Genomic DNA, 26253 nt, shown 5'->3' with positions numbered 1-26253 from the left:
GTTCGAGAATTGTATGGGTGCCTGTGCAAGGTGCAATTATGACAATTCAACTTTAGTAATAATAATACAGTGAGAGGTCATCCGAAGATTGATATGGATGACTTCTCCATATTTTTTATACAATTGTAGTTAATAATCAGAATAGTTCCCTGCACAGGCACCGAAAAAGAGGCACCGAAAAAAACTCGGAATTGAGGTATGCGATATGGAGAGGGAAGTGTTTATCATCGATGCAGTCCGGACGCCGATTGGTAGATATAAAGGGCTGTTAAAGAATGTCCGTCCGGATGATATGGGGGCTATCGTTCTGAAGGGATTGGCCGAAAGGAATCCGGGATTTCCATTGGAACTGATCGATGATGTCATATTCGGAAACGCGAACGGGGCGGGTGAGGAGAACCGGAATGTGGCAAGGATGTCGTTGCTGCTAGCAGGATTTCCAAAAGAAATAAGCGGGACAACCGTCAACAGACTATGTGGATCGGGTTTGGATGCGGTAAGTTTAGCAGCGCGTTCCATTTTGTCGGGGGAGTGCGAGGCTGTCATTGCCGGAGGCGTCGAAAGCATGACAAGGGCACCTCTTGTCATGAAGAAACCTGAGTCGGAATTTCAACGCGGAGACATGAAAATGTACGATACAACGCTCGGCTGGAGATTCCTTAATCCAGAAATGGAGCGCTTGTTTGGAACGGATTCGATGCCGCAGACAGCGGAAAACGTTGCAGTACGTTTTGGCGTAACGAGGGAAGAGCAAGATGCCTTTGCAGTTAACAGCCAACAAAAGGCGAAACTAGCAATCGAGGAAGGCAAGTTCACGGATGAAATCATTCCCGTTGCGATTAGGGATAGGAAGGGCAGCACGCAAATTGTAGATCGGGATGAACACCCTAGACCAGCCACGACAATAGAAAAGCTATCGGCTATAGTTCCAATCTTCCAAGGTGGGACAGTGACGGCAGGCAATTCGACCGGATTGAACGATGGTGCTTCTGCCATATTGCTCGTAAGCGGGGAATTTGCGCGTACACACGGCCTTACGCCTCTCGTCAAATACATCGGTTCCGCAACGGCAGGATTGGACCCATCCATTATGGGATTGGGACCGGTTTATTCAACGAAGAAATTAATGAAGAAACACAATTTGGGGCCATCCGACATTGATCTCATTGAAATAAATGAAGCATTTGCATCCCAGGCAGTGGAATGTGTGAAACAGCTAGAGCTGGATAGCGAAAAAGTAAATGTCAACGGGGGCGCAATCGCATTAGGCCATCCGCTCGGGGCAAGCGGAGCAAGAATTCTAACGACATTGATCCACGAAATGAAAAGAAGAAATGCAAGAAGAGGACTAGCAACGATGTGCATCGGAGTCGGACAGGGGATATCGGTTGTGGTGGAGAATGTTCACGGAGGTTGAATAGTAGAAAAGGAATGCATCCGCAACGATGCATTCCTTTTTTTAATCAGTCTTGAATTGTGTACGAGAATGTTTTGAAGACTCTAGGCAATTGATCAGCACCAGAGTTATTTGCCGAAGCAGTATTAGCTTGAGCTGCTAAACCTAAGACAACAATAAGTAAAAAAGCCATTACAATTTTCTTCATTACAAATCCTCCCATTTCTCTACTTTGTTATAAATATAGCCATATCTATTCGCTTCGCGATAATAACTAGACGATAGCTTATATTTCCTATTATTATAGTACCATTCTGCTAGCGCAATGCAATATTTATTAATATGTCTGAAATCCTGAATTTCTTTAAAATGTTGTATAGCGAGTTCTGCGATTTCTACAGACAAGCCTCCTTCACTATGAAGTGATTTGTAGAAATTGAAATGATGGAAATAAGAAATCAGACTTTCGTCATTTAATTTGTGATATAAATTTATACCACCTTCAGCCCAATGAATAACATTTTTCTTCATATTTAGCTTAGAGTATTCTACGATTAAACAAAAGATTGTAATCATCATTTCATCATTTTCCGATTTACTCTCAATGCTCTTTAAGAAGTATTCGATAGCTTGTTCACTATTACGTAAAGTACTATTAAGCGATCCTATATTATGGTAAATTATACCTTTTTCGCTGTGTAAATTAAATTCCTCGCAAATTTGCATAGCCTTTGAATAAGCTTCGAGTGCTTCTGGGAATTGTTCAGTCCTTTTTCGCGTAATTCCGATGATGATATAACATTCCAGAACACGTTTCATCATTAGATTTCCCATGAAGAAATCCAAGGCTTTTCTAATATATTCAATAGCGATGAAGATTTGTCCTTCTGCTATATAGATTATAGATATTGTATAATGAAATTCAGCTTTTTCCCAATCACTAAGCGGTATTTTTTCAAGATTATCCATTATCTCCTGGAAAAATGAAGTCGCTTTTTTTTGAATCCCCGAATTATAATAGTACAATGCATTGTTCATTTTAAATAAATACATCTGGTAAGCATCGAACTCGCCAACTGAGTGGCTCAACGCTTCAATCTCTTTTTCCATTTCATTAAAGTCCTTACCAACGATCAATCTGAACCTCAAGAGGATTAGCAAGTAGGTATAATGTAGCGAGTCATTTTCAAACCAAGGACTATTCTTCTCCAGGAAATCTATTTTTTCTTTAGCAAGCTCCATATCCCTGGACGTTATGACTAGTCGATAACTCTCCATCAACATCTTCTCAAACTCTAGTTCCGTTTCCTCATCATTCTCCTGCAGCTTCCCAGGATCCATCCCAAGCCGCTCCATCAGCATTTCTGTAATGTCTTCGCTCGGTTCAATCTGGTTCCGTTCGATTTTTGATAAATAAGATGGCGTACAAATCCCTTTGGCTAGGACAATCTGCTTCATATCTTGCCGTACACGTTCCGCACGTATCAAATGACCTATTTTCATTTGCCGATCCCTCTCTTTATCTATCTTATCCTAATTTACAGTATAAAGCATATTCCTGCAAAGTAAGAAACTTTTCTTGGAAAAGCGAAAAAAAAAGATGTTTTTGAAAAAAATGTCCCAACCGGTTATACTTCTTTAGAAAGACATCTCATGCTATATTATAGGTAATAGTCCCACGCCATGGATGTTCATCTAAATAAAACAGTACAAAAGGAGTGTGAAGGGGATGACGATAGCAAGCAAAGAGGTAACGTGCGACAAGGAATTCCTGGACATCGAGATCATGAAGATGAAGATGGAGCTCTTACAATTTGTGAAGAAGATGCAGTCCAATGGTTTATTGAAATCGGTTGATTACGATGAATTAAACAATACGCTTACATCAAAGTGAATGAATATTGGAGAGAAAGGTGACTGACATTCGATGGAATGTATATGGTCGCCTTTTTGCGTACTAGACATAATTTTTCCCCACAATATAAAAAGCCGCTTCGAAGTGGAGTCCGACTTCGAAACAGCTTGTTATGATCCTCTTGTCCTCTTTACGCCAATAATCATGAGGCCAACTGCGCTTGTAATATTGAGCAGGACACCTAAAATGAGCAAAATCCATTCAACAGTGTTCGGTAGCGATAGGGTCAATGAAAAAACGAGCGACACGCTGCCGATGACGAGCAAGAGCATTAATAGCGGTATTGTTTTTTGCATCCGGATGCCTCCTTTTGCGATGCGATCAGTGTATGTAAAGTATTATAACCGTTTTATGAATGCAGTGGGGACGCGTTTGTTACGTTTATGCGTCTTTGCAACGTTTTATGAGCTTTTACAGGGATTTATGCTTATCTGTAATGGTTTATGCGTTGATAATGACATTTATGCTTCGATTGCGACATTTATGCGCGAATCCAACGTTTTATGCGCACAATCAGCAATTTATGCGAATGAACATCGCTTCGATTGATGACCCGAAGCAATAAAAAGAGAACAGGCAGTCCGCTACAATAGTGGGCTGCCTGTTTTCTATCTTGTATATTCAATCGAGTAATATTGTCGGTTGAACTCTTTGATGCAAGGAAATATGTAGTTCAGCTGCCCTTCAGAATACGTGAAGGTATGTAAATGCTTACTTGTCTCGTCAATGAACGTTTTACGGACAGGAATTAAAAGACTTGTTCCATCAGCGAAAACAACATCTGTGAGATACTCTTCCACCTCGTTGGTTTCAAAAGAACGACTAAAGATCCATACACAATCGATATGATCTGACGGTTCTGTTTGAAAAAGTACTTGATTTTCCTCGGGAAGTTGCTTGAGCAAATCCAAAGGAGATAGATCAGAAAGATAAGGACCATGTGGCGTAATGATCTCCGACATGCCGGGGTTCGTTTTCGCCCAACATAAGGCGTGAACAGTCTGGCGGTCATGTGAAAAACGTTCCAAGGACATTAGACATCCTCCTTTTTTCATAGTGTATTTAGTATAACACGGAGGTTTGTGTAATAATAGTCAAAATGTAACAAAAACTTGAAATTCTTGTAAAATACATTAAAGCGTACATATTTCTTGGTTTCATTCAGTAGAAGAAAAGTAGTTGGACTTGATTTATAATTCTAAACAATCACTTGACCTCTACGTTACCGTCAATGGTATATTCATAGCAAAGGATGAAAGGGTGACTGTCCAATGAAAGTCGTGCAGGAAGCGGAATCCATCAAAACTGAAAACTTCTATGAAGGCGATGACACGCTCCGTTTAATTCTCGAAGAGCATTTGCATGGGCCATTCCTCGAATACGCGAAACGCGAGCTTTCCCTATTCGGCGAGCTTTGCGCAAATGAAATCGACGAGCGCGCAAAGCATACCGACAGTGAAGGGGAGCCGCGCCTTATAAGATACGACAAATTCGGAGAGGAAGCTTCCGAAGTTTGGGTGAATGAAGGCTACAAGAAAACCGTCCAGGAAACGTATGACACCGGGATTGTCGGGTATGTCCATAAGGAAATCCCGGAGCTTGGCCATAAGGGGAACTACACGTACAGCTTCGCGCAAGGCTATTTGCTGTCACATGCAGAGCCCGGGTTTTATTGCCCCGTCACATTGTCGATGGCGACCGCCTATTTGCTCGACCATTACGCGGATGACCAAGTGAAAAACCTGTTCCTCGGCAATGTGTGCTCGACAGGGGAAGTACCATTATACGAAGGTGCAACGTTTCTGACCGAGCGACAAGGCGGATCGGATGTCGGGGCGAATGTCGTGAAAGCTGTAAAAGACGGGGATCACCACCGCCTTTACGGTGAGAAATACTTCGCTTCGAATGCCGGCATGGCGGGAGTTGCGATGGTGCTTGCGAGAATGGAAGGCGCGCAGGAAGGATCACGCGGATTGACGTTGTTCGCGGTTCCATGGAGAGGCGAAGACGGCAAACCGAACGGGCTCCGCATCCGCCGTTTGAAAGATAAATTAGGAGTCCGGGCAGTCCCTTCCGGAGAAGTCGAGTTCGGCGGCGCACTTGCCTATACGATCGGGGATCCGACGAAAGGGCTCTACTATATGATGGAAGCCCTCAACCTGTCGCGTATTTGCAACGCGGTTGCCTCCATTGGCATCATGCGGCGCGCTTTGCTGGAATCAAAAGCGTACGCAACCCGCCGGATTGCATTCGGCAAGCGGCTCACCGACTATCCGATGGTGCAGGACACACTCGGAAAAATGGCGTCGAGGCTTCATGTTGAAGTGGCAACCGTCTTTGATTTCATTCAACTATACGAACGTGTCACGGAAGGCGCAGCGTCCGACCGGGAAAAGATTCTGAACCGGCTTTTAATCGCACTCATCAAAAAAGAGACGGCCGAGCAGGCAATCCACTTTTCCCACGAAGCGATTGAGATGCATGGCGGCAACGGCTATATCGAGGATTTCGTCACGCCGCGCCTTTTGCGGGACGCCCAAGTGCTCACCGTCTGGGAAGGCACCGCCAATATTTTAGCACTTGAACTTATCCGCCTCGTCAATAAATTCGGAGCACATAACCTGTTCATCGACGAAATGCGCAACCGCCTCGTCATTGTCAATGACAGCGAGATGAAACAGGCGTTAGTGGAGGAACTAACTAAGCTATCCACTGATCTTAAAGCATTTGCAGGCTACGACAATGACCTCCAAACCTTTGAAGCGAAAGGTTTCATGAAGCGTATGGCCCATCTCTACGAAAGCGTCATAGCGCTTGAATGGGCAAAGAAACATGGAGGCAAATTTGAAAAACTAGCAGAGATTTATATCGAAGATACATGGTCATTGCGAAAAGTCGGGGACGATATGAAGACAGTCGCCTATTTTACTGAAATCATTTGAAATGAAGGGAGTCGGCTCAGCAAACCGGCTTCCTTTTTCAATATATGCATGTTGCGAAAAATGAATGTTTCCCCAAGTTCCCTCAGCATTTGACAATATAATCTGTCGATGCAAATGGGTTCTTTTTAGTTACTGGCGATTTTGAGGAGTGGATGGCGTATTTTATCAATAAAATTGAATTTTCTAATCCCCTGGGAAGCCGTATAGTTATAGACAAGAACATCACTTGGGGGAGTGAGAGCGATTAAAAAGATAGCTGCAATACTACTGGCAATCACTGTCGCAGCAAGCAGTGCGGCCATATTCATGGGAATTGGTCCGGCGGTGGATCTTTTAGCTTCATTCGAAAAAGAGTACGAAAAGAATCTATTTAAAGCCGAATCCAACTTACTGGACGCAGCTGAGACGTCAAGGGGATCTATTGCAAATGCAGTGGATAAAAAGTAGGGGGACATGTTATATATATAGGGGCTGATTGATACAGCTCCATACATATTTATTCGAAAATAAGTTCCGCAATAATTCAATTAGTGTTACTATAGTAGTGAGTAGCATTTGAGTCGAGCGGTTATATAGAACTAAGAAACGTAGATAGGAGTTGTGGGCATGGAGAAGGAAAATCTGATTTCATTGCAGCAAAATGTCCTAAAGTTGAGGGTGGAAGGTAAATATGAAGAGACGATTGAAGCTTGCTTTCAATTGTTAGAGGCAGGTTTAGCAGCGAACGATCCAAAATCCATCTTGACTGCCCATATAAACAATGCCGCATCTTTTTACTCCATCGGTGCGATTGAAGAGGCATTCCACAGCATCGATGCGCATCTTGACTATAGTACAGACAATGGCGATGATGCGGATCGTTTGAATGGATACAACGTCCTTTTTCTGCTCCACGAATATACGAAAGACTACGAGAAAGCAAAGGGAACGCTGGAAAAAGCGATTGAATTGGGCAAGAATCTTGGGCATTTCAATATTGTCAGCAACGCGTACAGCAATTATAGTGACCTTCTAGCAGATGAAAACAATTTTGAAAGCGCCCTTTCCATGGCGAAAACAGGGCTCGAAATGGCCAAGCTACATGAACCGAGGACCCCGATATTGGAATTCCGGGTGAAGCTGAACATTGCAAATGCGTTAATTGGTTTGGAAGAACTTAAAGACGCAGAACAGCTCGTAACCGAAATGATCAATGACCCCCTTCTAGAATCCTTCATTCGGGAAAAAACGCAAGTGCATGATTTGTACGGACGTTTTTTACTGAAGAAAAAGAAGTATCGGGAAGCATTGCAAGCCTACGACACAGCAAAAGAGCTTGCGGAAAGCTATAACGACAGAAATTTGCTGAAAGGCATTTTGGAAAAAAGATGCAAGCTTTGTGATCTAATGGACGACGTGCAACGGGGTTACAAAGCCCAGCAAGAATATATCAATTTGCTAAGCGATCTCCGCCAGTATGAAGTTGCCATGGCGGCAGTCAAAATTGGCGTGAAGCATCGGTATTCGACGATCGAACGACGGGCCAACACCGATTTCCTCACCGGACTGTACAACCGGAGCTACACGGAAACAACGACGAACAAATGGCTTGCCGAAGCGGCTCACACTGGCGAAAGCATCGTCTGTATCGCTTTTGATCTCGACAATCTGAAAAGCTTGAATGACACCTACGGCCACATATTCGGCGACAAAATCATCAAGGAAATCGGCCAACAATGCGCCAGGCAAATCAGAAGCGATGACTTGATGGGCCGATTCGGCGGCGACGAATTCGCCATCATCCTTAGGAACCTTACCCTTGAAGCAGCCCAACAGAAAGCGGAAAACCTGCTCGAAGCCGTCCGTTCAATCAAAATCGAAAAAGACGGCATCTACATTTCCTTAACCGCAAGCGTCGGCATCGCCGACAACGCAAACGGCACCATTCAAACCTTCACCGAACTGTTCCACCAAGCAGACGTTGCGCTGTACCAGGCAAAAGAAGGCGGTAAAAACAGGATTTGCATCACGAGTTAAGAAGAAAAGGCTGCGTAAGGTCTTTTTTTGTTGAATCGCGCCATGGTGCAGATGGAAATTCTTTTGCTCCGCGTTATAGGGCGACAAATACTTCCCGGGAAATAATTCGGCACATTTCTTATCCTTTGTCATATATTCCCGATATTTGCAGTCATAATAAGATCCATTGTTTGCAAGTAAGCTTCTTCACTCAAAAAAAGGCAGTCCCGCACTATTCAACGGGACTGCCTTTTCTCCTTATCCTCCCGGAAATACTCCGAAACTTGAACGACCCTCACTTTGCCGGTATGAAGCTCATGGTAGATTCCACGGCTGTCGCGGAACGAGATGTATTGGTCGCGTTCCAATTCGACGAGCTGTTCGGCGCTCTCCATCGAGTCGGTGTGAATGAACCTCCGTATGTAATGTTCTTCGTCGAAGAAATAAGTGATTTTGAATTCCTTCAAATCGCGCCACGCTCCCTTCCGTCAATGATATCGTACCCGCATCCACTCAAATTCATTCAACCTATTCCCTCACAATTGCCAATAGTGTAACATAGAGAGAAATGGATTTCCCGTTGAAATCCGCATCCAACTACCACCTATACTTCCAGATAGAGAGATGATCGGCATGAAATCGAGATCCTTGCAATCACGTATATTTTCATATGGCGCCTTGTTCGTTTCGCTTGTAGCGATCATAATCGGCGTTTCATTCTACTTCACAATGTCGCAAGGGATTGAAAAGCAGATTGGCATCCGGGCGCTGAGCATTGCGAAAACGACGGCTGCCAGGCCGGATGTCCGCGCGGCTTTTGAACAGGAAGACCCATCCAGGCTGCTGCAGCCGATCGCCGAAGCCGTCCGCCATCAAACCGGCGCCGAATATGTCGTCATCGGGAACAGGGAAGGCATCCGGTATGCCCATCCTGTCACCGAACGGATCGGACAAAAGATGGTCGGGGATGACAATGAACGCGCACTTCATTTAGGAGAATCGTATGTCTCAAAGGCGACCGGCACACTCGGCCCCGCACTGCGCGGGAAAACGCCTGTCTTCAATGATGAAGGCGATATTATCGGGGTCATTTCGGTCGGTTATCTGAACGATGACATATCCTCCATATTCTTTCAGTACATCGATAATATTTCATACATCGTATTGATCGCCATCGCTCTCGGCATTATCGGCTCAGGCTTCCTCTCACGGAACATTAAGAAGGAGCTGTTCAATCTGGAGCCTGCGGAAATCGCCAATCTATTCACCGAACGGAACGCGCTTATCGAGTCTGTTCGCGAAGGCATCATCATGGTCGACGCGAAAGGGGTCATTACAACGGTGAATGCAGCGGCTTATGACACACTTTCCATTCCCGGCCAAACGGAACTGATCGGCAGGACAATTCAGGAAGTGCTGCCGAACACCTTGCTGCTGAAAGTGTTGGAAACAGGGGAGCGGCACCTCGACCGGCCGATGGAAATCCACGGTCGTAAAGTCATCGTCAACCGAATCCCGATCCGGGCGGATGACCAAATCATCGGGGCTGTTTCCACATTCCGCCTTCAATCGGAAATCGACCAGCTTGCAATGGAATTATCGCAAGTGAAGCGGTATACCGAAGCGCTTCGGGCGCAGACCCATGAATACAATAATTTCCTCTACACGATTTCAGGGCTTATCCAGCTTCATTCATACGACGAAGCGCTCAGCTTGATCCATAATGAAACGGCCGAACACCAATCACTCATCCAGTTTGTGACGAAGCGCTTACAGGATCCTTTCCTCGGCGGAATCGTCATCGGCTTTTTCAATCGGGCAAGGGAGCTGAATATCCGTTTCCTTCTCGATGAAGACAGCTTTTTGAAGGAGTTGCCGGCCCAATTGGAGAAGACCCATTTCGTCTCCATCATCGGCAATTTAATGACAAATGCATTTGAAGCGGTTGATATGAATCCTGAAGCGAAACGGCTTGTCCGCCTATTCGTTTTCGATAACGGAGAAGAAATTCTTTTCGAAGTGGAAGACTCGGGCAAGGGAATTGCGAATGAAGTCCTGGATGCTTTATTCCTTGAAAAAGTTTCGACAAAAGATAGGGAAGACAGAGGGTACGGGCTCTTGAAAGTGGCGGAGAACGTCGAAGACTTGGGCGGCTCCATTACAGTGGAAAAAGGGGATTTAGGTGGTGCACTGTTCATCATCTCCATCCCGAAAAGGGGGTACCAACATGCAGGCTCCAATTGAAATTTTAATCATTGAAGACGATAAGCGGATTGCAGACATCCATAAGCGGTTCATTGAGAAATTGGAAGGCTTCACGGTCGTCGGCTCCGCGCATACCGGCGAAGAGGCGAAGGATTGGGTGCAGGCGCTGACGCCGGATCTTGTGCTGCTCGATGTCTATTTACCCGATGCTCTCGGTACGGAGATCATGGGTTTTATCCATGAGAACAGTCCTGACACTGACATCATTTTCATAACCGCTGCCGCGGAAGTCGACATCGTCAAAAAGGCGTACCGCCGCGGCGTAGCTGATTATATCCTGAAGCCTCTCACATTCGATCGGTTCAGGGAAAGCCTCCTTTCCTACAGGGCGAAAAGGGAGAAGCTTGCTGGCGAGGGGACCATGAAAGAGGATTCAATCGACTTCTTGTGGAATAAAACAAATACCACTGTAGAAATCACAGAAAATCTTCCTCCGAAAGGAATCGACCCGATAACGAAAGAGAAAGTCATCAGCCATATGAAACAGGTCGAAGGAGGAATCACCGCTGAAACGCTTGGCGTGGACATCGGCGTCAGCCGCTCGACCGCAAGGCGCTATTTGGAGCATCTCGTTTCGGAAAAACGAGCGTACACCGAGCTGATCTACGGTTCGGTCGGCCGCCCTGAACGAAGATACTTCATCCAATACCGATGAACAATATGAACAAAATGACGTTTACACCCATTATTGAACTTATGACCGGAAACATTGAAAATAACCAACCTTCTGATAAATTGATGATAGCGGTTGAAAGCGCTACCATCATTTTTTTTATTCAAAAGGGGGATGCAGGATGAAATGGAAGAAGTTTAAGATTGTCGCTATGGCAAGTGTTATGGCACTCAGCCTCGCAGCGTGTGCAAAGGATGACGGAGCAGAGGGGAGCTCTTCGAAATATCCGGAGAAGAACTTGACGATTGTTGCACCATCCGGAGCAGGCGGCGGATGGGATTTGACCGCCCGTGCAATTGCTAAAACGATGAATGACACGAAGCTCATTGAAAAACCGATTACGGTTGAGAATAAACCAGGTGGCGGCGGTGCCGTTTACATGGCGGAGTTTGCAACGAAGGAAGTCAAAAATGATTACGCGTTGCTCGTAAAATCTCCACCTCTTTTAATCAATAACAATAAGGCTGAAGGGAACAGCCCTTACGGTTACAAGGATACTACTCCATTGGCGCAGCTGACACGCGATTACGGCGCGATTGTCGTTAAAGCCGATTCAGACTTCAAGACGCTGAAGGACGTATTGGAAGCAATTAAGAAAGATGCAAAATCAGTCACGCTTGCCGGCGGATCTGCACCAGGCTCGATGGACCATCTAGTTGGCGTCCTGCCAGCTTTCGAATATGGAATTGATCCGAAGACAGTGAAATACGTGTCGTATGACGGCGGAGGAGAAGCAGTTGCAGCGTTGCTCGGTGGTAATGCTGACGTCATCGCAACGGATGCATCGACAATCGGACAATACGTGAAATCAGGAGATGTCCGTGTCCTTGCTGTCAGCTCGTCAGAACGTCTTGGCGGCGAATTGTCTGAAGTTCCGACGTTCAAAGAAGAAGGCATTGATGCAGAGTTCACAATTTGGCGCGGTCTGTTCGGACCAAAGGAAATGTCCGATGCTGCAGTTGACTATTGGACAGAAAAGCTCAAAGCAATGACCGAGACGGACGAGTGGAAAGCTGAACTCGAAAGAAACGGCTGGCAAAGCGAATACCGCGGATCTGAAGATTTCACGAAGTACTTGGAAGATCAAGACAAAGTCATCGTTGAGCTTCTGACAGCACTTGGCATGCAAAAATAACACATTTTTATGGCGGCTTAAGCGGCCGCCTTTTCAATCCAGCTACTGGCGCCAAAAGCTCGGGGTCATAAGACAAAGCTGTTCTGTGGCAAAAATTATTGCTCCTAACGCTTCGCTTTTACTCGCAAAAGCCGTTCTTCGTTACGGCTTTGCCTTTCGCCTCTATGCAGGCACCATTCGCTTTTTTTATAGGGAGGTGTTAAAGACTATGAGTAAAACATTCGATCGATATGCAAGCATCGCTTTTTTACTGATCGGTCTTTTATTTGTCATCGAAAGTACGAAGATTGCAAGCAGCGCATACGGTTCAACGGTAGGACCTAAAATCTTTCCATTATGGCTTGGCGTCATATTGATTCTTTTGAGTTTGCGGCTGCTGTACGAAACGTTTACATACAAATCAGAATCGGCATCCAAGGAAAAGCTGCAATATAAAAAGTTCTTCATCATTCTCGTGAGTGCAGCGCTGTATGCATTCTTGCTGGAGAAGATCGGGTACGTCATCTCGACATTCCTCTTTTTGCTCGTCACATTTCAGACAATGGAGCGAGGAAGAATTATTCCGACAGTCATTATCGCAGCGGTTTTCTCGTTAGGCATCTATTATTTCTTTGCGGAATTCCTTGGCGGATCTTTGCCCGGCTTTCCACTATAACTTCATCCAGCAAAGACCCTGCTGGATGAAGTTATAGCTGCCTCCGGCGGATGTCACGGATTTTAAAGGGAGAAAAGGTAGGCAACCTAGGTTCGCCGCGTCCTGCGGCAACGGTTGCATGACCAACATCCTGTTGGCCTCAAGCTCGATAAAAATCCGGACTCAATTACGCCAAGGCGAAATTGATTGAGAGAAGAAAGGAGTCACAGCATGAGCACATTACAATTTCTGGGTGATGGTTTTGCGATCGCCTTCCAATGGCATAATCTATTATTTGCGTTCATCGGCGTCGTCATCGGAACAGCTGTCGGCGTGCTTCCGGGCATCGGCCCGATGAGCGGGGTGGCACTCCTTATTCCGGTCACGGCAACGATCACGTCCGGCATGCCGACAAGTGCAGCTGCCGCAAGTTCCATCATTTTGCTGGCCGGCGTCTACTACGGGGCGATGTATGGAGGATCAACAACATCCATATTATTGAACACCCCAGGAGAATCATCTTCCGTCGTCACGACGCTTGACGGTTATCAAATGGCAAGACAAGGCCGGGCAGGGGCTGCATTGGCGATTTCCGCCATCGGATCGTTCTGTGCGGGCATCATCTCCTTGATTGGCCTCGTTTTGCTGGCTGAACCATTGTCCAATGTCGCTATCAACTTCGGGCCGGCGCAATATTTCTCATTGATGCTGTTAGGTTTGGCAGCAGTAAGCGGACTCGCCGGGAAGTCGATGACGAAAGCGTTGATAATGACGGTCTTCGGACTGCTGCTCGGAACAATCGGCATCGATGCGGTCTCGGGGATTGCCCGTTTTACATACAACCAACCGATCCTCTTCTCAGGCCTCGAATTTTTGACGATTGCAGTCGGGCTTTTCGCGCTCGGTGAAGTGTTCAAAACTGTTCTGGAAAGGGACGAGGAAGATGGGGCGATTGCAAAAATCAACCGGATCCTCCCGACGAAGCAGGATATGAAAGACAGCACAGTGCCGATCGTCCGCGGTTCATTGCTCGGATTCTTCATCGGAGTGCTTCCGGGCGCAGGCGCGACGCTCGCTTCCTTCTTCTCATATATGACAGAGAAGAAATTCAGCAAACGTCCTGAAACATTCGGACATGGAAATATTGCAGGGGTCGCCGGTCCTGAATCTGCGAACAACGCAGCTTCCGGAGGCGCCATGATTCCTTTGCTGACGCTCGGGATCCCGGGTTCCGGAACGACTGCTATCCTGATGGGTGCGTTAATCATGTACAATATCCAGCCAGGCCCGCTTCTTTTCGACGAGCATCCCGAAGTGGCGTGGGGGCTTATCGCAAGTATGTTCATCGGCAACTTGATGTTGTTGGTGCTGAATATGCCGCTCGTCCGTGTATTCGCAAAGGTCATTCAAACGCCAAAGAAATATTTGTTGCCAATTATCGTGGCAATTTCATTTTTCGGTGTGTATGCCGTGCAATATACGACATTCGATTTGTACTTATTGCTCGGATGCGGCGTGGTCGGGTATTTATTATCGAAAAACGATTACCCGGTCGCTCCTCTCGTCCTCGCACTCGTGCTCGGGCCGATGATCGAAAACAATATGCGCCGCGCCCTTACGATTTCAAACGGCGAATTCAGCATTTTCTTCACACAGCCCCTGTCTCTCGTATTCCTCATTGCAGCCGCAGCATGGCTGATCATTCCGCTATTGTTGAAAATGAAAGGCAAAGCGGTAATTGTGGAAGAAGAAGGGTGAATAGCAAAGCGGATTGCCTAATGGAAATGGCAATCCGCTTTTTTTATTTAGGATTTAAAAGCGCTTTTTATTTAATCGCGTCCGAAGCGTGTAGCTGCGCGTCCAAAGCGCAGCATTCCGCGCCCAAAGTGCCGCATTCCGCGCCCAAAGCGCCGCCTCCCGCGCCCAAAGCAAAGCATTCCGCGCCCAAAACGCCGCCTCCCGCGCCCAAAGCCCAGCATTCCGCGCCCAAAACGCCGCCTCCCGCGCCCAAAGCGAGGCCTCCCGCGCCCAAAGCGCCGCCTCCCGCGCCCAAAGCAAGCCGCCGCGCGTCCAAAAAAAACCCGGAAGAGGGGAGCCCTCTTCCGGTTCAAACAATCATCTTTCACATGCAAAGCCGTCTTTGTCACGGTCCATTTTCGCCTGGTAGGCGGCATGGCCTTGAGGAACGCCGTTCGGATATTTCTTACGGAGCTCCGTGCAGTTTTGGAACCATTCCTGACCTCCGGAAACAGTCGTACTTGGCGCTGGTGCCGGTTTAGTTGCAGGAACACTAGGTGCTTTCGGCTTTACAGCTGTACTGCCGGAACTTTTCGCAGGTGCCGCATCGCTGTTGAATCCGGAATCAGTCGTGTAATTTTCGATCGACCAGATGCCTAGTGCTTTTTTCTTTGCTGACGCTTGCGCTTCCTCAAACGGTGTCAAATGACGCGTGTTTGGCGGATAAACGTATGCAACGCGGGCAAGTCCTTCCGCAAGCAACGTCTCTTGGACGCTTTTCCCGTCGACATAGACATAGGCAAGTAATCGGTCGTACTTGTCGTAGCGCTCCCCGATATCAAATTCGAGCGTGAGGGCACCGCTATTGACCAATTGTCGGTTGCGCTCCTTCGCCTTGTCGCCGAACGGCTGCTTCCCAAGGCGGGGATGATTCGTTTCTGGCGTATCGACCAATAAATAGCGGACATTGATCTCTTTGCCGTTATACAATACTTTAATCGTATCGCCGTCAATTGTCTTAACTAATTTAACGGGAACTTGCGCTGTTGTACCGGACGTCTCAGTCTTTTTCACCGGTGCCGGTTTCGCAGTTGCAGCAGGATTCTTTTCACTCGAAGGAGCGACGATAGCCGGATTGGTTTTCGCAGCATCCGATTTATTTTCATCCTTAACGGCTTTTTCTTTTTCAATTTCTTCCTCTTCAACAGTTGAAGTGTCTTCTTCTGGTGCTTTCTCTTCATGGGTGTCCTGTTGGTCAGTTTTGACCTGCTCCGTCGTCGCTTTTTCATTCAGCTCGAAGTCGCCGGAACTATCGGTACATCCTGCAAGCGAGAGTAATCCCACGAACAACAATCCAACCAAAACTCTTAATGAAACTTTCAAATCCATTCCTCCACGCTTTGGAAACACGTCGTCTCCAAGTAAGTCATCTATTATATTTTTGTAATTCAGTTCGGCGTAATCCTTTACTAAAATACTCTAGTATTATAGCAGAAAAGTTTATAAAGGACGAGAGAATTAAGTTAATAAGAAAGTGAAATTTCATGATAAAAAGACCACACACCCGAAAGGTGCATGGTCATCCATCATTTATCCTGATTTTCTTTCTTCAGTAGCCAAGATTCGGCTTCTTCATCCACTTCGACATTCCGCAAGTCGATGACAATCGGCTTTATCGGTTTGGCGGCATTTTCGGATTTGAGTCCATTCGGATTACGGCCTTCCAACAGATCCGCAAACTCTTTCGCTTGCGCCAATGCATCCTGTCGATCCATCTGACTTTCAGCGAAGTTTTGCGGGTCGGGGATGACGTTCTGGCTTTCTTGATCTATCCCGCCCCAATCTACGTTCCTCCGCGATACTCGATGCAAATGGCCGCGCTCTCCGGACGGCGTGCCGCGTTTTTGGGAAGGAGAGGAAAGGTTCGGCGGATTCGGTTCATATTCAGACGTGTCGAATAAAACTTCCGCACCTGCCCTGCCGAACAGAAGGTCTTCTCGTGACACTCCACTGCCGCCCTCATAGGCGTCCTTTGCGAGGCTATCCCGGTAATCATTTTTCGGCAATCCATCTTCCCCGATGCCGACGGGCGACTCCTCGCCCTGCCTGTTCAAACGTTCAGCTTCCGAAATCGGCCGGGCAAACGGGTTCGTTTCCACCTTATGCCGTTCCGCATTCAGCTCATATGCCGTCTTCTTCAGTTCTCCATCGACATAGAGGAGCCACTTGCCTTGCTTGATTTCCGCTTCATACCGCCTCAAGTCCGCCTCATCGAAACCGACTTCCACAAGCATGCTGCGCACAGGATCCTCCCCTGAAATATAACCGATAAAACGGTCCAGCCAATTCGAAGGCGCCGACTGGATCTCCTCTGCAGTCCTGCGCCGAAGCATATCGACTTCCTCTTCATTTCGCGCAATGACATACATGTTTTCTGGGTCGATTCCTTTTTCATCCAACTCCTCGATGGCGACAAGCAATGCTGTTTCTGTATCGTATAAACCGACAAAGGTTTTTTGGTTCATACCACTCACTCCTTTTATTTTTCGCTAACAGGAACAATCTATCCATGCAATACCCGGATTTCTGAAGCGGGAAACGATTGCAACAAATTCTATTTCAGGATTTCTAATGAATCAGGAACCATTTTTGTTGTATGATAGAACGTACGGTTTTATTTCGGAATTATATTGGATAAGGACCAGAAAGGAGGATGTCATGATGAAAAAAAGTGAAGTGATGAACTGCCGGCTCGATATGACGCAGCGGGCGCGCAAGGAAATTGGAAACTGGGCGATCGACGAAAACGAGCTCTTTTCCATGCAGGCAAATTTCTCTGTCTACATCGAAAAACTTCCCGCAAAACAAGACAACATGACATTCTCCTTCTACTTCGGCCCAGAGGAAAATCCGCAGCTCGCCAACCACTTGAACGAACGCGTTGCCGTCTTGGAGTGCGTCTATAAAAATGAAGGCTTCCTTGCGATAAGCTTCAGAGTGAAAGGGCGGAAAGAGCCTGTCCGGACGAATCGCCGACTTGGCGTCCGCTTGGCATTCGCCGTCAACCGGCGTACAGGCAGTCCAATGCCGATCGAACTCTATACGAGCCTCCGGGAGCTTCCGATTGCGCAAGAGCGTTCAGCATATGTGGAAAAACGGATTAAGAGCTGGGAAGGATATTTGAGGATCGAGGAGAAAAATGCGGATGTCGCGGATGTGACCGCCCATTTTTCACAACCTATCATCAATGAATCGTTCAGTCAGCTGACGATCGTTTGCAGCGGATTGGAAGCGAAAGATTGGGGTTCGATCAACGGATTTAGCGCAAAACTGAAAGGTTCAAGCGATGATCTCGGAACGGTTATCGATGTAAATCGAGGAAGACGTTCCGTGAAGATCGAGCTGAACCGGAAATACCAAGCGGTTGCAAGGCGCGGCTCTTTATTGCCGAATGGCGCCCGTGAAATCGTCTTCAGCAATTTCGCCGAGCTGAGCCAAATTCGCCGGCTACGGAAAGGATTCAAGGATCTGCAAGACGGATTTGCGGCAAATGCCAATTTGGAGAAAGTGCTGTTCGAGGAACGGCCTGTCGTCCAAATTACGAATAAGCGGCAGGAGCTCGAGTTCCATCATCCGTTGAATGAGTTCCAGCGTGAAGCGGTCACCGGCGCGATGTCTGCGCATGATCTGTATGTAATCCAGGGACCTCCAGGGACTGGGAAAACGACAGTCATCTCGGAGCTTTGCCACCAGCTCATGTTGGCGGGGCAACGGACGCTCGTCGCTTCGCAGTCGAATTTGGCGGTCGACAATGCGCTCGGCAGGCTGCTGTCCGATCCGGGCATCCGCATTTTGCGCTATGGACGGACGGAGAGCATCGAAGAGGAAGGGAAGCGATTCATCGAAGAGAATGTCGCTTCCTACTGGCGGGACGAAACGTTGGCAGCGGTCAATGAACAACGGGAAAAGCGAGCAACTCGGGAGAAGGAGATCGCTGAGGAGATTAAAAGTCTCGAAGAAGAAAAGCAACGTCTGAGGGCGGAACGGGAAGAGATGGACCGGCGTATAGCTGAGAAACAAGCCGCCGAGACGGAAAGCAAAGACTTGCATGGTCAGTTGGATTCCTTGAAAAAGTTGCAGTCGAAGCTTGACGAAAGACAGGATTCGATTGAACAGCAACTGGATGAATTAGCCGGGATACTTGAAAAGCTGACAATTGAAAAGGACAGGTTGCAACAGGAAAAGGAAGATGCTTCAATTAGCCCGGAATTGCAAGAAAAGATGGCTGAGGCAGAGCTGGAATTGGCTGTGAATCGCAAAAAGCTGCGCTATTTCCAAACGATCGAAGCGATTGACTACGCGGAAATGGAAATCCGGAGATTGACGGAAGAAGCGGCAGCGAACAGTTTGAAGGTAGGATCGATGCCGCGTTTCATCGAAGAATTATCGGACGTGCGGAAGCTGCAGGAGCTGGAAGGGCTCTTCGCGGCGCATACTATCAAACCATCGCTTCCGACAAGCCTTGAAATGAATACGCTCCGCCGTTTACGCGGTGATATTCAAAATGGCACCTATCCGTATGCGCTTCTCGAATGGAAGGAAGTGGAGGAGCGTCTGACGAATGGGATCAGTCATGCGGAAAATCTGCTTCGGAAGCATCATTTCGCGGTCGAACAGGTCCGAAGCAAACAGGACGATACATACAAAACGGCTGAAGAGATGCATGACATGCTTGATAAAATCGGCCGATTCTTTGTGAACCCTGCGACAAAACGGATTTTGGCCGCGCCGGCAACTGCCGAAAAGGCGACACTTTTGCACCGGCTTACCGAAAATCTCGCTTATTTATACGGCAAAGCGGAAGACGTACGGAAAATTTCTGCGTCGATCAAATCATCATCCGATCGAGAGGCGGCGGGCCGATTCACCGCTTTGAAAAATGAGATCAGGGATGAAATGACTGCTCATATTCAAGAGATTGAAGAGCAGGTGGGAGCCGCCGAACGGACAGTCAAAGAGCACGAAGAACAGCTTCTGCAATTGAAGGAAGAAAGCTCGGAGCTCGCTGTACATGTTGACGAGCAAGTGTATCGGCAGGACGTCGAGAACAAGATTGAAGAGCTCGACAAAGCGCTTGCCGGCTTTGAGGAGCGGAAAGGTTTATTCCAACGAATTGAACTTGCATTCGAAGAGAATGCGTCGAAGTCGATCCGGACATCCGAACAGCTTGCAGCTTTGCAACGTGACTCAGAAGCAATGCGGCTGGAAAAAGCGGAGTCAGAAGACCGGGTGATACAACTTGAGGAGCAGATTCACGCCCTCGAGGAAATCATCCTTTCCGAACCGGAAAAGCGGAAGAAGGAATTGACTGAGGACATTGCCGGGAAATCTGCAAAAGTCCTCGATTTGCAGCAGGAGCTTGACCGGATGCCGGTTGCACGGATGCTGCAAGATGAATGGAGCGGCATGCTTGCCGGGGCGGGAGAGTTTGACTTGGATGAGATCCGCAAGCTGTATGTGAAGCATGCGAACGTCATCGGGACAACTTGTGTCGCTTCCGCGAGACGTGATTTCATGGAGGATTATCCGGAATTCGATGTCGTCATCATCGACGAAGTGTCAAAAGCGACACCGCCTGAATTATTGCTGCCGATGCTGAAAGGGAAGAAGATCGTCCTCGTCGGAGATCATCATCAGCTCCCGCCGCTTGTCGGCAGGGAGACGATGGAGGAGTTCATCGAGGAGATCAAGGACGAGGCCGAAAAGGAAGAACTGAGCGGCATGCTGAAGGAATCGCTGTTCGAGCGTCTGTTCAGGACATTGCCGAAGCAGAATAAGACGATGCTCGGCATCCAATACCGGATGCATGAGGAGATCATGGAGACGATTGCGCCGTTTTATGTCGATGGCCAGTACCGTCTGCAGTGCGGCCTGTCCGATTCGGATGCAGCCCGCGATCATTTGCTGACGTCGAAATACATTAAACGGGATGATCATCTTCTATGGTTTGATATGCCGAATGAACCTGCGTTTTTCGAAGCACAAGTGAAAGGCGGTACGAGTCTATACAATGAAGCTGAGCTGAATAGGATTCGGGAATTGCTAGTGGATATCGAAGAAGCAACGATGCTGGCGAAGCGGGAAGGCCGGATGAAGCCCGACGAGAAGAAAAGCGTCGGCGTCATTAGCTTCTACGGGGAACAAGTGAAGCGCATCGACCGGCTCATTGAACAGGAAATCATGCCGAAGCATTTGCATTGCCGGACGGGTTCTGTCGATAAATTCCAAGGGATGGAAATGGACATCATCATTTTGAGTTTCGTGCGGAATCATCAGCAGCCGAGCGGCACAATCGGCTTCGCCGAAGACTATCGCCGCTTGAATGTCGCATTATCAAGGGCGAGGGAATTGCTCATTATCGTCGGCAGCTCGGAAATGTTCACGAAGCGACCGAGGAGAGCGGAGACGAAGGCGATGTACGCCCGGCTTGTCGAACAGGTGAAACTGCAGGGCGGCTTCAAGGAACTATCCCTTGCAGGCTCGGAAAGGAATGGATGAATGGACGCATTGGAAAAGCGGCTCCGCGATGAATTGCTGCGGGACCTGAACGTGAAATTGCTCGAGACGGCGAGATGGTCAGTGCCGGTCCAAGTGATGGATATCGAGTATGAAACGGTGAAGCGTACGAAGATGGATATTTTAATGAAAATGCTGTTGGTCGCTTTCCGCACATCTCAGTTCACTTCAGTGAAAGAATTGAGCGACATGCTGATTGTCGAACCGCTTTTCATTCAGGACGTCATCGATCGGATGGACCGGGCGGGAATGATTGCAAAAAGCGGCGGCGCTTATTCATTGACGCAAACGGGAAGGCAGCAGCTCGAATCGGGCATCTATATACAGCCGCCGGAGAAGGACGAATCAACCGTCCATTACAGCCCAACGCATGGCCGATTCCTAACGGTTGAGCCGAAGGATGGCGGCGCTGGAGAGGCGTACCGGCTTGCAAAGGAATTCCGCAAGTTGAAGGAGTTCACTGATGACGAGTGGCGGGAAGCGCTCGACCTGTTGGACGTGACCTACCAGGCAGGCGATGTGCAACTCGTCGTCCATGCGATTACGTCCGTTAAAGAACTGGAACGGCAATCCTTCCCCTGCATCGAGTTCAGACTGCATCAAACCGCAGACGGCCGGCTTTATGCGCGCGTATGGAATACGCTGACGGGCGAGTGGGACGAAACGCTCGAAAATCAGATCATGGAAAATGAGTTGACGGAGTGGCGTGAGAAGTACTTAGCAGAATAATCAACAAAATGGAGAGCAGCCAATTGTCGGTATTGTACCGTCGATTGGCTGTTTTTTTGCGTGGATTTTGTCAATAGATATTAATTGGTAATTCGCAATACTATTTATAGTCTTGTAATGTCGGGATATTACATGTAATATATCTACAACGTTGCTGTACAAGTTAAAATATTGTGTAGAATTTGCAAACTTGTCCAGCAGTAGAGAAATAGAACTGACAAACAGGGGGATACAAAATGAGGACTAATTGGAGAAAAGCAATGGTAGCGATTGTCGGGGCTGCACTGCTCCTATCAGCGTGCGGCACATCGTCAGGAGGAAGTGCGACCACTGATGAAAAGGAAAAGACCTATAAAATCGGTGTGACGCAAATTGTCGAACACCCATCCTTGAATGCAGCATTTGACGGCTTTAAGCAGGCTCTGGAAGATGCGGGAATCAAAGCTGAATATGATCCTCAGATTGCTCAGGGGGATAACAGTGCAAATACGACGATTGCAACGAATCTCGTTAGTTCAGGAGTCGACCTGATCTTTGCAAACTCGACGCCGAGCGCGCAAGCTGTTGCAGGTGCAACGAAGGATATTCCGATCGTTTTCACTTCTGTTACGGATGCTGTCAGTGCTGAACTCGTTGAATCACTGGAAAACCCGGGCGGAAATGTTACGGGTACGATTGATAATCATCCAGATGCGATTCCGAATACAATGAAGTTCCTGAAAGAGGAATTAGGCGCGAAGAAGGTCGGCATGGTATTCAACTCTGGAGAAGCAAACTCCCGTGCGCAAGTGGATGCAGTGAAAAAAATTCTGAAAGACATGGATATGACGGTTGTGGAAGTTTCTGTTGCTACGTCCGCAGATGTGAAGCAAGCGACAGAATCATTGATCGGCAAAGTGGATTCCTTGTACATCATTACGGATAACACAGTTGTATCAGCACTGGAATCGGTGGTTCAAGTTGCGAATGAACAAAAACTGCCGATGATGGTCGGGGAATTCGACTCTGTCAAACGAGGCGGTTTGGCAGCATATGGATTTGAGTATTATGATATCGGCTATGAAGCTGGTGAAATGGCTGTGAAGATTTTAAAAGGTGAAAGCAAACCTTCTGATTTACCTGTCCAAGTTCCGCAAAACTTGAAACTCATCATGAACGAAGATACGGCAGCAACAATTGGGCTCTCCATTAAAGACGAATGGAAAGCTGAATTTAGTGAATGAATAGGAGATGATTCTTTATGTTTTCAGCAATTTTCAGCTCTGTTGAACAAGGGATCATCTTTGCAATCATGGCGCTCGGAGTGTATTTATCATTCCGAGTGCTGGATTTCCCGGATCTGACGGTGGATGGGAGCTTTGTATCGGGTGCTGCAGTTGCAGCTACTATGATACTATTCGGCTATCATCCAGCCATCGCAACGGCAGTAGCACTTATCATCGGCTTCTTGGCAGGCTGTGTAACTGGTCTTTTACATACGAAAGGAAAGATCAATCCGCTGCTCTCTGGAATATTAATGATGATTGCATTGTATTCCATCAATTTGCGCATTATGGGCCTGACATCTGAAAATTCAATTGGTCGCCCTAATATTCCTTTATTAAATGCGGAGACGTTGTTTAGTAAATTTCAAGCGTTTTTCGCCCCCCTTGGCATTGATAATGCATTCAATCAATTTTTCAGTATGCTTGGTGTCCGCTACTTGCCCTCTACATGGGGAACTGTCTTCATCATGGCGATCATCGTATTGCTCATTAAATTTATTGTGGATTGGTTCTTGAAAACTGAAGTAGGGCTTGCAATCCGGGCAACAGGAGACAATAAAAAAATGATTAGGAGTCTATCGGCGAACACGGATACACTCGTCATCATCGGTCTCGGTTTCTCGAATGCGCTCGTAGCCTTTTCGGGAGCGTTATTCGCACAATACGCAAAGTCCGCTGATATCGGCATGGGAATCGGAATGATCATCATCGGTTTAGCCTCGGTCATTATCGGCGAAGCGATCTTTGGAACAAAAACGATTGTACGGACGACTTTTGCGGTTATTGCAGGGGCAATCATTTACCGGATTGTTCTAGCGCTTGCGCTGCGAGTCGATTTCCTCGATACAGGGGATATGAAGTTGATCACCGCGGTTATTGTCATCAGTGCATTGATTTTACCGCAGTATTTTGAAAAGAGACGTGAAAAAGCAAGAAAGGCTAGGCGTCATATGGAACGTTCGGCCGAACGCAATTATTCTCTCAACAAGGAGGGGACGGCACTTGTTGAAGCTCGAACAGATAAATAAAGTATTTAATGAAGCAACGCCTGATGAAAAGATTGCATTGGATGAAATCAATCTAGAGTTGTCATCCGGTGACTTCGTGACCGTGATTGGAAGCAATGGAGCTGGAAAATCGACGATGTTAAACATGATTTCCGGTGCCCTGACGCCTGACTTTGGAAGAATTGAAATTGCGGGCAACGATGTAACAAAGTTACCGGAGTATGTACGTTCACGATTGATCGGAAGGGTATTCCAAGATCCGATGGCAGGTACCGCCCCTTCGATGACGATCGAGGAAAACTTGGCAATGGCCTATTCACGGGATAAAAAACGAATGTTGCGGAGAGGCGTTGATAAAAAACGCCGGGAATTTTTCCGCAGCTCGCTGGAAACGTTACATTTGAATTTGGAAAATAGGTTGAATGCAAAAGTCGGCATGTTATCGGGCGGAGAGCGCCAGGCGCTATCTTTGCTAATGGCGACATTTACCCAACCGTCAATTTTGCTGCTAGATGAGCATACAGCAGCTCTCGACCCGTCCCGTGCGGAATTGATTACAAATTTAACAAAAGAGCTTGTAGAAAAAGATCAATTGACAACGCTCATGATTACACATAATATGCAACAGGCACTGGACCTCGGAAACAGACTGATTATGATGGACAAAGGCCAGATCATATTGGAAGTGGGAGCAGAAGAAAAGAAGGGACTCACAATTGATAAACTGATGGCTGAATTCCAACGCATTCGCGGTGAAAAATTAACGAGTGATAAAGCGCTTCTAGTAGTTTGATGAACTAGTTCGCAAATAGAATAAGGGGCGGCCCAGGAAGTCGGTTTGTACGGACTTTCCAGGGCGCCCCATTTTTGCGTCAATAATCAGAACTTGCCTCGGTTTCATCGAACGGAATTGGTTTGTAGCCTTCATATTGCCTTTCAACTGCTATCGGTTCATTGTTGTGTTCTTTCTTCAGTTTCCCATTCATATAAAGTAGCAAAGCGCCTTCCTGAACAGCATCGAAATACCGTTTTGCTTCCTGGTCGGAGAAGCCGGCGTCCTTCAGCAAGCGGCGTACGTTATGTTCACCGGCAAGAAATCCCATGAAATGATTGAAAAGGTTATATGGGGAGTCCTCACCTTCTTGGAGCGCACTGCTCCGCAATTCATCAATCGCCAAATCATCCTTCATGACGATATACAAATCCTCTTCCTTCACGCCTTCATGCTTCAGTTCCAAGATTTTAGACATCAATCGTTCGCTGTTCGGAAATGATCCGATAAATGTTTTCTTCATAGTGTACCTCCTCAACCGTCTTTGTCTTCGGAAAATACCCTTGTTGGGGGAAAAGGAAACAAATATCATCATCTATTCAATTTAAAATGGGAACAATAGGCAGTCCTGAAGACATAGTATAGAAGAAAGACTCGGTGGAGGAGCTTGCAATTTGGAGAGTTCAAGAATTCATCATCGTGATAAGCCGACCGGTTTTCCGGCGAATCAAGATCGATTTGTCTGGAATCCGCATTTGGAATTCATCAAAGAGCAAAGTGCAGTCAATGCGCAGCTGTTGACTGCGGTCGAAAAGTTGGAAAAAGTCTGCTGTGAAATTGTAGACATTGTTTCCAGCCAACAGCATGCACAACGGAACCGCTATCTTCATTTGCGGGATAGGATTTGGGAAGTGCATGAACGATTGAGGTCAGAGTCAATCAGGCAGGAGGCCATACGGGAAGAGCTTGGGAAACAGGGGCAAGCCGTTTTCCGCCTGCGCAAGAGCTTTCAGAACCATCGGATGTCGATGCGCGAATTCACGGTCCACCAATATGATGATCTGCATGATGTGCTGGTCATGCTCGACAGGCTCAATGCCAATCAGGAGAAGATGCTCGCAAATCGAAAGTTCAATCCGGGCGATGGGTGAAGCGTCTCCCGGATTGAACTTTTTTGTCGTTCTTTCCCTCCATTTGTCCCGATTTTGATAA

The 26253-nt window shown here is 47.2% G+C and carries 25 protein-coding genes; 16 read left to right on the top strand and 9 right to left on the bottom strand.

Going from position 1 to position 26253, the window contains the following annotated elements:
* Positions 1–205: 205 nt before the first annotated feature.
* Positions 206–1417 (top strand): acetyl-CoA C-acyltransferase, encoded by a 1212-nt coding sequence (locus M3193_RS07550; protein ID WP_251625702.1) that lies wholly within the window; start codon positions 206–208, stop codon positions 1415–1417.
* A 46-nt stretch (positions 1418–1463) separates the two neighbouring features.
* On the opposite strand, the gene M3193_RS07545 is transcribed toward M3193_RS07550, so the two are convergent.
* The gene (locus M3193_RS07545; protein ID WP_251625701.1) at positions 1464–1604 is read right to left on the bottom strand and encodes a hypothetical protein; all 141 of its coding nucleotides are present in this window, start codon (positions 1602–1604) and stop codon (positions 1464–1466) included.
* Positions 1604–2899, bottom strand: a complete 1296-nt coding sequence (locus M3193_RS07540) for a tetratricopeptide repeat protein (protein WP_251625700.1) — start codon at positions 2897–2899, stop codon at positions 1604–1606. The genes M3193_RS07545 and M3193_RS07540 overlap by 1 nt, the downstream gene beginning before the upstream one ends.
* 226 nt (positions 2900–3125) lie before the next feature.
* Between M3193_RS07540 and M3193_RS07535 the strand changes: the two genes are divergently transcribed.
* Complete coding sequence (locus M3193_RS07535; protein WP_251625699.1) at positions 3126–3290, top strand: hypothetical protein; 165 nt, start codon at positions 3126–3128, stop codon at positions 3288–3290.
* A 131-nt stretch (positions 3291–3421) separates the two neighbouring features.
* Here M3193_RS07535 and M3193_RS07530 read toward each other — a convergent pair whose 3' ends face one another.
* Both M3193_RS07530 and M3193_RS07525 read right to left on the bottom strand, forming a co-directional pair.
* The gene (locus M3193_RS07530) at positions 3422–3607 is read right to left on the bottom strand and encodes a hypothetical protein (RefSeq protein WP_251625698.1); all 186 of its coding nucleotides are present in this window, start codon (positions 3605–3607) and stop codon (positions 3422–3424) included.
* A 312-nt stretch (positions 3608–3919) separates the two neighbouring features.
* The gene (locus tag M3193_RS07525) at positions 3920–4345 is read right to left on the bottom strand and encodes a hypothetical protein (protein WP_251625697.1); all 426 of its coding nucleotides are present in this window, start codon (positions 4343–4345) and stop codon (positions 3920–3922) included.
* A gap of 237 nt (positions 4346–4582) precedes the next feature.
* Here M3193_RS07525 and M3193_RS07520 point away from each other — a divergent pair, with 237 nt between their 5' ends.
* From M3193_RS07520 to M3193_RS07510, 3 genes are all read left to right on the top strand, one after another.
* Positions 4583–6253 carry an acyl-CoA dehydrogenase family protein gene (locus M3193_RS07520; protein ID WP_251625696.1) on the top strand — a complete coding sequence of 557 codons (1671 nt, stop codon included), beginning with the start codon at positions 4583–4585 and terminating at the stop codon, positions 6251–6253.
* A 234-nt stretch (positions 6254–6487) separates the two neighbouring features.
* Positions 6488–6700: a hypothetical protein gene (locus M3193_RS07515; protein WP_251625694.1), complete on the top strand. Its 213-nt coding sequence runs from the start codon at positions 6488–6490 to the stop codon at positions 6698–6700.
* Positions 6701–6859: 159 nt separating this feature from the next.
* Entirely contained in the window at positions 6860–8269 is a 1410-nt protein-coding gene (locus M3193_RS07510; RefSeq protein WP_251625691.1) for a tetratricopeptide repeat-containing diguanylate cyclase, read from the top strand.
* A gap of 215 nt (positions 8270–8484) precedes the next feature.
* Here the strand turns inward: M3193_RS07510 and M3193_RS07505 are convergent, their stop codons facing one another.
* A complete protein-coding gene (locus M3193_RS07505) occupies positions 8485–8715 on the bottom strand; it encodes a hypothetical protein (protein ID WP_251625687.1) in 231 nt (76 codons plus the stop codon).
* A 166-nt stretch (positions 8716–8881) separates the two neighbouring features.
* Here M3193_RS07505 and M3193_RS07500 point away from each other — a divergent pair, with 166 nt between their 5' ends.
* The 5 genes from M3193_RS07500 to M3193_RS07480 all read left to right on the top strand — a co-directional run bounded on the left by M3193_RS07500 (position 8882) and on the right by M3193_RS07480 (position 14713).
* A complete protein-coding gene (locus tag M3193_RS07500) occupies positions 8882–10492 on the top strand; it encodes an ATP-binding protein (protein WP_251625685.1) in 1611 nt (536 codons plus the stop codon).
* A complete protein-coding gene (locus tag M3193_RS07495; RefSeq protein ID WP_251625683.1) occupies positions 10476–11168 on the top strand; it encodes a response regulator in 693 nt (230 codons plus the stop codon). Before M3193_RS07500 ends, M3193_RS07495 begins: the two co-directional genes overlap by 17 nt.
* A gap of 139 nt (positions 11169–11307) precedes the next feature.
* Complete coding sequence (locus tag M3193_RS07490; protein WP_251625680.1) at positions 11308–12321, top strand: Bug family tripartite tricarboxylate transporter substrate binding protein; 1014 nt, start codon at positions 11308–11310, stop codon at positions 12319–12321.
* A 208-nt stretch (positions 12322–12529) separates the two neighbouring features.
* Entirely contained in the window at positions 12530–12976 is a 447-nt protein-coding gene (locus M3193_RS07485; protein ID WP_251625677.1) for a tripartite tricarboxylate transporter TctB family protein, read from the top strand.
* A gap of 210 nt (positions 12977–13186) precedes the next feature.
* Entirely contained in the window at positions 13187–14713 is a 1527-nt protein-coding gene (locus tag M3193_RS07480; RefSeq protein ID WP_251625674.1) for a tripartite tricarboxylate transporter permease, read from the top strand.
* Positions 14714–14780: 67 nt separating this feature from the next.
* Here M3193_RS07480 and M3193_RS07475 read toward each other — a convergent pair whose 3' ends face one another.
* The 3 genes from M3193_RS07475 to M3193_RS07465 all read right to left on the bottom strand — a co-directional run bounded on the left by M3193_RS07475 (position 14781) and on the right by M3193_RS07465 (position 17217).
* A complete protein-coding gene (locus M3193_RS07475) occupies positions 14781–14987 on the bottom strand; it encodes a hypothetical protein (RefSeq protein ID WP_251625672.1) in 207 nt (68 codons plus the stop codon).
* Between the two features lie 83 nt (positions 14988–15070).
* On the bottom strand, positions 15071–16081 hold the full coding sequence (locus M3193_RS07470) for a thermonuclease family protein (protein ID WP_435372019.1): 1011 nt from the start codon (positions 16079–16081) through the stop codon (positions 15071–15073).
* A gap of 197 nt (positions 16082–16278) precedes the next feature.
* Complete coding sequence (locus M3193_RS07465) at positions 16279–17217, bottom strand: general stress protein (protein ID WP_251625668.1); 939 nt, start codon at positions 17215–17217, stop codon at positions 16279–16281.
* A 196-nt stretch (positions 17218–17413) separates the two neighbouring features.
* Between M3193_RS07465 and M3193_RS07460 the strand changes: the two genes are divergently transcribed.
* The 5 genes from M3193_RS07460 (at position 17414) to M3193_RS07440 (ending at position 25062) form a co-directional block, all read left to right on the top strand.
* Complete coding sequence (locus M3193_RS07460) at positions 17414–21250, top strand: AAA domain-containing protein (protein WP_251625666.1); 3837 nt, start codon at positions 17414–17416, stop codon at positions 21248–21250.
* Complete coding sequence (locus M3193_RS07455) at positions 21251–21997, top strand: hypothetical protein (protein WP_251625664.1); 747 nt, start codon at positions 21251–21253, stop codon at positions 21995–21997. It begins immediately after the preceding gene.
* A gap of 236 nt (positions 21998–22233) precedes the next feature.
* Positions 22234–23220 carry an ABC transporter substrate-binding protein gene (locus tag M3193_RS07450; protein WP_251625662.1) on the top strand — a complete coding sequence of 329 codons (987 nt, stop codon included), beginning with the start codon at positions 22234–22236 and terminating at the stop codon, positions 23218–23220.
* 17 nt (positions 23221–23237) lie between these two features.
* Positions 23238–24290 (top strand): ABC transporter permease, encoded by a 1053-nt coding sequence (locus M3193_RS07445; protein ID WP_251625660.1) that lies wholly within the window; start codon positions 23238–23240, stop codon positions 24288–24290.
* Positions 24265–25062: an ABC transporter ATP-binding protein gene (locus M3193_RS07440; protein WP_251625658.1), complete on the top strand. Its 798-nt coding sequence runs from the start codon at positions 24265–24267 to the stop codon at positions 25060–25062. The genes M3193_RS07445 and M3193_RS07440 overlap by 26 nt, the downstream gene beginning before the upstream one ends.
* A gap of 79 nt (positions 25063–25141) precedes the next feature.
* On the opposite strand, the gene M3193_RS07435 is transcribed toward M3193_RS07440, so the two are convergent.
* Positions 25142–25564 carry a general stress protein gene (locus M3193_RS07435; protein ID WP_251625655.1) on the bottom strand — a complete coding sequence of 141 codons (423 nt, stop codon included), beginning with the start codon at positions 25562–25564 and terminating at the stop codon, positions 25142–25144.
* A gap of 151 nt (positions 25565–25715) precedes the next feature.
* Between M3193_RS07435 and M3193_RS07430 the strand changes: the two genes are divergently transcribed.
* Positions 25716–26192 (top strand): hypothetical protein, encoded by a 477-nt coding sequence (locus M3193_RS07430; protein ID WP_251625653.1) that lies wholly within the window; start codon positions 25716–25718, stop codon positions 26190–26192.
* Positions 26193–26253: the final 61 nt, after the last annotated feature.

The sequence above is a fragment of the Sporosarcina luteola genome, from assembly GCF_023715585.1.
Classification (GTDB): Bacteria; Bacillota; Bacilli; order Bacillales_A; family Planococcaceae; genus Sporosarcina; species Sporosarcina luteola_D.
Note: the sequence above shows the minus strand (reverse complement) of the source record. Positions and strands in the feature narration are given on the sequence as shown.